Source organism: uncultured Corynebacterium sp. (assembly GCF_945649885.1).
Taxonomy (GTDB): domain Bacteria; phylum Actinomycetota; class Actinomycetes; order Mycobacteriales; family Mycobacteriaceae; genus Corynebacterium.
Genome location: NZ_CALZFS010000015.1, coordinates 25,299 through 32,650, shown reverse-complemented (window position 1 = coordinate 32,650; position 7,352 = coordinate 25,299). Strand labels below are relative to the sequence as shown.

The 7,352-nt window shown below is 58.0% G+C and carries 7 protein-coding genes; 5 read left to right on the top strand and 2 right to left on the bottom strand.

Features of this window, described 5'->3' with window-relative positions; all coding sequences use genetic code 11:
* From Q0M74_RS03080 to Q0M74_RS03060, 5 genes are all read left to right on the top strand, one after another.
* Positions 1 to 924: DEAD/DEAH box helicase (locus Q0M74_RS03080; RefSeq protein ID WP_293951581.1), on the top strand; the 924-nt coding region annotated here is incomplete at its 5' end.
* A 54-nt stretch (positions 925 to 978) separates the two neighbouring features.
* Positions 979 to 2,361, top strand: coding sequence for a hemolysin family protein (locus tag Q0M74_RS03075; protein WP_293951580.1), 1,383 nt, complete (start codon positions 979 to 981; stop codon positions 2,359 to 2,361).
* Positions 2,358 to 3,422, top strand: a complete 1,065-nt coding sequence (locus tag Q0M74_RS03070) for a hemolysin family protein (protein ID WP_293951579.1) — start codon at positions 2,358 to 2,360, stop codon at positions 3,420 to 3,422. The genes Q0M74_RS03075 and Q0M74_RS03070 overlap by 4 nt, the downstream gene beginning before the upstream one ends.
* Before the next feature lie 46 nt (positions 3,423 to 3,468).
* A complete protein-coding gene (locus Q0M74_RS03065; RefSeq protein WP_293951583.1) occupies positions 3,469 to 4,323 on the top strand; it encodes a 3-methyladenine DNA glycosylase in 855 nt (284 codons plus the stop codon).
* Positions 4,324 to 4,349: 26 nt separating this feature from the next.
* A complete protein-coding gene (locus Q0M74_RS03060; protein ID WP_293951578.1) occupies positions 4,350 to 5,822 on the top strand; it encodes a vWA domain-containing protein in 1,473 nt (490 codons plus the stop codon).
* Positions 5,823 to 5,977: 155 nt separating this feature from the next.
* Here Q0M74_RS03060 and Q0M74_RS03055 read toward each other — a convergent pair whose 3' ends face one another.
* Together Q0M74_RS03055 and Q0M74_RS03050 are read right to left on the bottom strand one after the other, a co-directional pair.
* The gene (locus Q0M74_RS03055; protein ID WP_293951577.1) at positions 5,978 to 6,559 is read right to left on the bottom strand and encodes a MerR family transcriptional regulator; all 582 of its coding nucleotides are present in this window, start codon (positions 6,557 to 6,559) and stop codon (positions 5,978 to 5,980) included.
* A gap of 174 nt (positions 6,560 to 6,733) precedes the next feature.
* Positions 6,734 to 7,351 carry a bifunctional nuclease family protein gene (locus Q0M74_RS03050; RefSeq protein WP_293951576.1) on the bottom strand — a complete coding sequence of 206 codons (618 nt, stop codon included), beginning with the start codon at positions 7,349 to 7,351 and terminating at the stop codon, positions 6,734 to 6,736.
* Position 7,352: the final 1 nt, after the last annotated feature.

Below are 7,352 nucleotides of genomic sequence, written 5' to 3'. Positions count from 1 at the left end.
CTTGATGAGGCCGACCAGATGGCTGACATGGGCTTCCTCCCCCAGGTCCGCAAGCTCATGGACCTCACCCCTTCCAAGGGCCAGCGTCTGCTGTTTTCCGCCACCCTTGATGGTGATGTGTCCAAGCTGGTTGACCGCTACCTGCACAACCCGGTCACCCACTCCACCGCACCAGTTGCCGGAGCCGTGGACACCATGGAGCACTTCCGTCTGCTGGTCGGTGGACGCGATCCCCGCAATGCCGTGATCATGCGGATTGCTGCCCGTGAGGGTAAGACCATCATGTTCATGCGCACCAAGCACGGTGTTGACCGCCAGGTGAAGAAGCTGCGCCGTGTTGGTATCAACGCAGTGGGCATTCACGGTGACAAGGGTCAGAGCACCCGCACCAACGCGCTGGCTGGTTTCTCCGATGGATCTATTCCAGTTCTGGTGGCCACCGACATCGCTGCCCGTGGCATCGACGTCAATGATGTCTCACTGGTTGTCCACGTGGATCCCCCTGCTGAGCACAAAGCCTACCTCCACAGGGCAGGTCGTACCGCACGCGCTGGTACAAGCGGTACAGTAGTGACACTGGTGATGGATGAGCAGATCAAGGAAGTCCGCGAACTCTTCAAAAAGGCTGGCGTTGACGCCGCCGAGGTGAAGGTCAACGAGAACTCCCCTGAGCTGTCTCGTATCACCGGTGCACAACGCCCCTCCGGCACTCCCCTGGCCCTACCTGGTCAGCAGCAGCCGAAGCGGGAACAATCAGGCACTAATAAACGTTCTGACAGCAGGGGTTCATCCAAGAATCCCCGCCAGAGATCTCGCGGCGGCGCACGCCGGGGACAGGGTGGAGATAATCCCACCCGGAGCTCCGGGGGCCGCAGCACCAATCCGAGGCGTCAGACTTCAAGGAAAGATGGTTCCAAGGGTTAACAGTTCCCTCACCTCTAATCCGGGTTCTGGGAGCAGGTTGCCACCTTAAGGCTAATGGACATACTCATAAGCATCCTCTCATTGCTCGGCTTCGTGCTTCTCACAGCCAGTACCGGTCTCTTCGTCGCCATTGAGTTCGCACTCACCGGCATGGAGAGGTCCACCGTGGACAACCACGTCAAGCAGAAGGGCGACGCGAGCGCCCATGCAGTGAAGAGGGACTACCAGAATCTGTCGTTCGTACTCTCCGGAGCTCAGCTCGGTATCACGATCACGACACTCGCCACGGGCTTCCTTGCAGAACCCGTCCTCTCAAAATTCTTCACCCCGGTGTTGGAACTGGTCGGACTCACTGAGTCTGCCTCCACAACAGTCGCGCTGATCATTGCACTGATCGTGGCCACCTTCCTCTCCATGGTCTTCGGTGAACTCATCCCGAAGAACTGGGCGATCACCAATCCACTGGGTGTGGCACGCTTTGTGGTCCACCCGGTGCACTGGTTCAACATGTCCTTCAAGCTCTTCATCAAGACCATGAACAACTCCGCCAACTTCATCGTGCGCAAACTCGGCATTGAACCTGCAGAAGAACTGGCATCTGCCCGTTCCGCGCAGGAACTCACCGCCCTGGTCCGCAACTCCGCGGAAAGTGGTGAATTGGATCAGACCACCGCTGCGGTGATCAACCGCTCACTGAAATTTGGTGAGTCCACCGCTGAGGAGTTCATGACTCCACGTTCCACCATTGAAACCCTCAAAGTGGATGACACCGTGGATGATCTGATCACCATGGCTCTGGAAACAGGTCACTCCCGTTTCCCCGTCACCGACGGTGACTTGGATGAAACGATCGGTATGGTCCACATCAAGGATGCCTTCTCCGTATCCCGTGAGGAGCGTTCCACCACCAAGCTGCGCCAGCTGGCACGCCGGATCCCCGTGGTCCCGGCCAGCCTTGACGGCGATGCGGTACTCAACGCTGTTCGTTCCGCCGGTTCCCAGGTGGTGCTCATCGCCGATGAATATGGCGGCACCGCAGGCCTGGTCACCATCGAAGATGTCGTCGAGGAGATCCTTGGTGAGGTCTATGACGAATACGATGACTCTGAAGCCGAACGTGACTTCCAACAGTTCGGCGCCAGCTGGGAGGTCTCCGGCCTGGTCCGCACCGACCAGCTGCAGCTCCACGTCGGTTACAGCGCCCCTGACGGCCCCTTTGAAACCCTGGGCGGGCTGATCATGTTCGCCATGGGCCGGATCCCCAAGGTCGGCGATGTCACCCTGCTACCCCAGACGGAAACACCTGGCATGGATGAATTCGAATCCAGTTTCACCGGCCGGTGGATAGCACGTGTCACCGTGATGGAAGACCGCCGCATAGACAAGGCTGTTCTCACCCCCATCACCCATGAAGAAGCAGAGGAGTACACCAAGTGAATATCTGGGTAACCGTCCTCTTCATCATTGCCCTCCTGGCTCTCAATGCCTTCTTCGTGGCGGCTGAATTCGCCTTGATCTCCTCTCGCCGTGACCGGCTGGAAGCCCATATCGCACAGGGCAAGAAGTCCGCTGAGCGAGCACTGTATGCCACCGAGCACCTGTCCATCATGCTGGCGGGCGCCCAGTTCGGCATCACCCTGTGTTCCCTGTTGCTGGGTAAGATCGCCGAACCTGCCATCGCACACTTCCTCGAGGTGCCATTCATGGCCGTTGGTGTGCCGGAGAATCTCCTGCACCCAATCTCCTTTGTCATCGCCCTGGGCATCATCACCTGGCTGCACATCCTGTTCGGTGAGATGGTTCCGAAGAACATCGCCATCGCCGGACCTGAGACGCTGTCCATGTGGCTCTCCCCCGGCTTGATCTTCTGGGTGAAGATCACTGGCCCCCTGATCCGTTTCATGAACTGGGTCGCCCGCATCACCCTGCGGCTCTTCGGAGTTGAGCAGAAGGATGAGCTGGATTCCACCGTGGATCCGGAACAGCTGGCCAGCATGATCTCTGAGTCTCGTCTCGAAGGTCTGCTGGATGCCGAGGAGCATGCACGTCTGTCCAAGGCACTCCACACCGAGCACCGTTCCGTCAAGGAACTGGTGATTCGGGATGAAGATGTCCGCTCCCTCGACTTCGGCCGTCAGGGCCCCACCCTGGCTGAGCTGGAGACCGCTGTGCGGGAAACCGGTTACTCCCGTTTCCCGGTCACCGGTGTTGATGGCTCCTACCTGGGATACATCCACATCAAGGATGTCCTGCCACGTCTGGCAGATCCGGAGATGAACCCCTCTGAGAGCATCCCGCGTTCTGAGCTACGCCCCCTGACCAATGTGGATGCCGATGGTCTCATGGATGATGTGTTGCACACCATGCACCGTCGTTCCGCCCACATGGCGCAGGTCCGTCAGCGTGGTGAGCTCCTGGGTGTGATCACACTCGAGGACCTCATCGAGGAATATGTCGGTACGGTCAACGACTGGACTCACGAGGACGCAACCGAGTAAATATAGACAGGTGTTAGAACCCACTTCCCTCACCCAGCAGGAGTGGATGCAACAAGCCCGCGCTCATGAGGCGCGGGCTCACGCATTCACCGAGGCCCACCTCAAACGCAGGCAGGCACATATCAAGCACCCCGTGTTTGATTTCCTATTTGAGTACTACCCCGTCCGCCCCGCCCACCTGAAAACCTGGCACCCCGGGCTCGGCGTGCTCCTACAGGGTGATCCGCCGCATGCCGGCTGGCGTGACTACACGCTTATCGACGCCCCTGGCACCCCTGCTGTCACCGTGGATCTGGACTCCTTCATGGCTCGACGTGGGCAGTCCGTGCGCTATATTCATGACCTCTTGGCTACCACTGCCACCAATCCCACCCAGTTTGACTGCTTTGGGCTTCATGAGTGGGCCATGGTGTATAAAACCACCCCGGAACAGATCCGTCATGATCTTCCCCTGCGTCTGGGCCATGCCACCACCGACGTCGTGGTGGAATCCCACCAGCTCAAATGCACCCACTTTGATGCCTTCAGATTCTTCACTGAACCCGCCATCCCACTCAATCTGACGGTACTCAACCGGGAGGATCAGCCCCGCAATGATCAGTGTGGGTGCCTGCATGCGACGATGGATCTGTACAAGTGGACATCCAAGTTGGGTCCTCTGATTCCCGGTGAGGTGTTCCTGGATGCTTTTGAGCTGGCACGGGACACCCGTATCCTGGATATGGAGGCTTCCCCTTATGACTGCCGTGAATATGGCTTCGGGGTGGTGGCAATCGAGACTTCCGAGGGCAAGGCCGAATATGTGGCACGTCAGCGGGCATTGTCGCAGCGGGCAAAACCCATCCGTGACCGGCTTGTCTCCGTCACCAAACAGGCGCTTAGCGCTAAACTTCTGGGTTAGTTCACCATCACTTCGAGGGAGCGGCCGTGGCACGACATTCCAGTGGGCAGAGTAACTACGCACTGTCCAAATCTTTGACCGTTATATTGGCCATCAGCATTTTGGTCGGTGTTCTGATCGCCTGGTGGTTTTTCACTGGCGGCTCAGATGACAGTTCCACCCAGGCTGAGGGCACCACTGAGCCAACATCTTCCACATCAGAGCAGGAGTGTATCCAGGGCGACCTCACACTCCCCATCGGTGGTGATGCCAACCTGGTTGAGTCTGCCGTGCAGAAGTTCAATGACACCGACCCGGTCACGCGTGACTTCTGTGTCACTGCAGAACCTGCTGGTGATGGTGAAGCAGCCACCTACCTGTTTGCCGGATCCCGTGAAGAGGCTGCAGCAGCTCTGGCAGACATCGGTGCAACACCAGCAGGCCCGGAGGACACCTGGTCCCAGGTGGATGCCGCACAGGCCGGTGTGGCCGCCTCAGATCACAATGCCGTCAGTCTTGACGGTGCCAGCTTCCCCGTTGCCGATCAGCCACTGACCGCAGCCACCGTCGCCCTGGCACTGGCCGGTGGCGATGAAGAAGCAGCCACAGCTGCCCTGGCTGAAGACACAGACACCACAGCAGAGCAGGCCGCCCAGTCTCCCGCATTTGCCACCCTGGAATCCGCTGAGCTTCCCGAGGGCTATGACTTCACTCCGATCGAAGACGCAGAGGTCCCCGTGTGGGCCATCCCTGTCAACGCTGCAGAGGGCATCACTGAGGATCAGGCCCGTGCCGGCGCAGACTTCGCCGACTCCCTGTCCTTGGACCCGACTGTTGATGATGCAGCGCTGACCGCCATGGTCGAACGCGCACAGGAGATGTCTGATGACGCGGCTGCCAAGGCCGCCGCCGAAGAAGAGGCCTCGGCCAACACCGGTTCGCCCTCAGACACCCTGATTGTGCTGGACACCTCCGCCAACATGGATCAGCCTGTTGCGGGTAGTCAGGAAAACTATCACACCCTGACCAGTAATCTCCTTGCAGATCTGGCCCGTGAAACCGGTGGTCTGGGTAATCAGGTGGCGCTGAACAACTACTCCTCCCCACTAAACCCGGGTGTGACCCGCGGTTGGCGCCCGAATGTCTCCTTCCCAGATCAGAGCGGTGGCAATAATGCCGCAGGTGCCATCTCCAGCTTCGGTACCGGCGGCGTTCCGCTGACCCGTGCCGCAGCAGTGGCCGCCGCATCAATCGGTGCGGAACATTCAGGTGCTTCTGGCCGTGAAGTTCGCATTGTCCTGGTCACCACCGGATCCGCCAGTGATTACTCCGATGAGGCATTCCTCCGTGACATCGAGGCCACCGCTGGGGACAAGGTATCCCTCCATGTGGTTCATGTGGGTCCCGGCGAAGTTGACCGCACCCTGGCCGGCTATGCCATGGCTAATGGTGGATCGGCCGTCACCGCAGCCAATACCCAGGAAATCACTGACACCTTAAGAGCAGCCTTCGGGTTCTAGACAAGCACGCACAAGACTCCTGTCGGGTATCTCAGTCAACCAACAGGAGTCTTTTTCATTGGCTCTTAAGAAGAGAAGAATCCCCGCTTCTGAAGACTTGAGTTCGGAGAAACTCATGTCTTCAGAAGCGGGGATATCAGGTCCTCGCGCTTTATTTAAGAGGTTTTACGCTTGCGGCGTGAAGCCAGCTCGTCCTGAAAGTTGATGGGCTCTGCCTCAAAAGAGTCATCAATGCGCTCTGACGGGAAGGCGGAGATATCCCCGGTCAGTTCTTTCATGATGCCCGGAACCGCGATGCCGAAGACACCCTGTCCACCACCGAGAAGATCAATGACCTCCTCATTGGAGCGGCATTCGTAGACGGTGCTGCCATCGGAGACCAGCGTGATCTCAGCCAGATCACTGACGCCGCGATCCCGCAGCTTGTCCACTGCCAGACGGATGTTCTGCAGGGAGATACCAGTGTCAAGAAGTCGCTTGACAATCTTGAGGACCAGAATGTCCTTGAAGGAGTACAGTCGCTGGGATCCTGAACCGCGTGCTCCGCGGATGGAGGGCACAACCAGCTTGGTGCGTGCCCAGTAATCAAGCTGCCTGTAGGTGATGCCTGTTACCTGGCATGCCGTTGGGACGCGGTACCCGACTTCTTCGTCTGGTCCGACGTCAAACAGGGTTTCCTGGACAGGAACCTGCGTGGGGGCGAAAAGATCACCCTGAAAACTAGACTCTTCGTTCACTGATGTCTCCGATGCTTCAGTGTTGGTATATGAAATTCTCATCAACTTACATCGATGTGAATTTTAAGCGTGAAACTTACACTTATTCTGGTAGAAAGTCTAGACTACCGTCAAGGTTTAATCACGCGACACGCCAAACACAGGTGTGGCAAAGTGACGCCTAAGTGAATAAAGTTATCGGTTCTCGCCTGGATTTCCATCCTGATCATCAGGTGCGGTGCCCTGATCGGTGTCGATGAATAGATCATCTTCGGTGACACCCAGGCTCTGCATTAACTGCTGGAAATCAGCATCTGCCTGGGCATTGCCAGAAGCAGATTCCGGGAAACCGTCGCTGTCCCCCGCCGTGGCATCGATGACGATGCCGAAGTAGGCCTCCAGATTTTCGTCATTGACGAAGACTGCGGTCTGCTGGAGGATCTCTTCGTCTGCGGAGATGGGAACTTCCAGAAGTTCCGACAACATGATGACATCGCTGGGGCGGGCGTCGAATTCCTCACCTTCCGAGGTGATGATTGATGCCATGTACACGCCCTCGAAGTGACTGACGATACGTAGGTTACTCACCCATGGGCCGTTGCGGGTGAAGGCTTCCGCCAACAGTTCATGCGAGGTGGGTCGGCGTGGGCTGAAACCGGCGTGATATGCCTGGATTTTCAGTGCATCATCCTGATCCAGCCAGACTGGGAGGATCTTGTTGCCCTCTTCCCAGCGGAAGATGGCGCAGGTGAAACCTTCTGGTTCCATGGTGTGGATGCCGTGGAATTCCAGTTCAACAAAGTGTGTATTCAAA

Excerpts from the sequence above, each read along its gene's own strand:
- Q0M74_RS03075 (WP_293951580.1), top strand. The coding sequence starts at position 979 with ATGGACATACTCATAAGCATCCTCTCATTGCTCGGCTTCGTGCTTCTC.
- Q0M74_RS03065 (WP_293951583.1), top strand. The coding sequence starts at position 3,469 with ATGCAACAAGCCCGCGCTCATGAGGCGCGGGCTCACGCATTCACCGAG.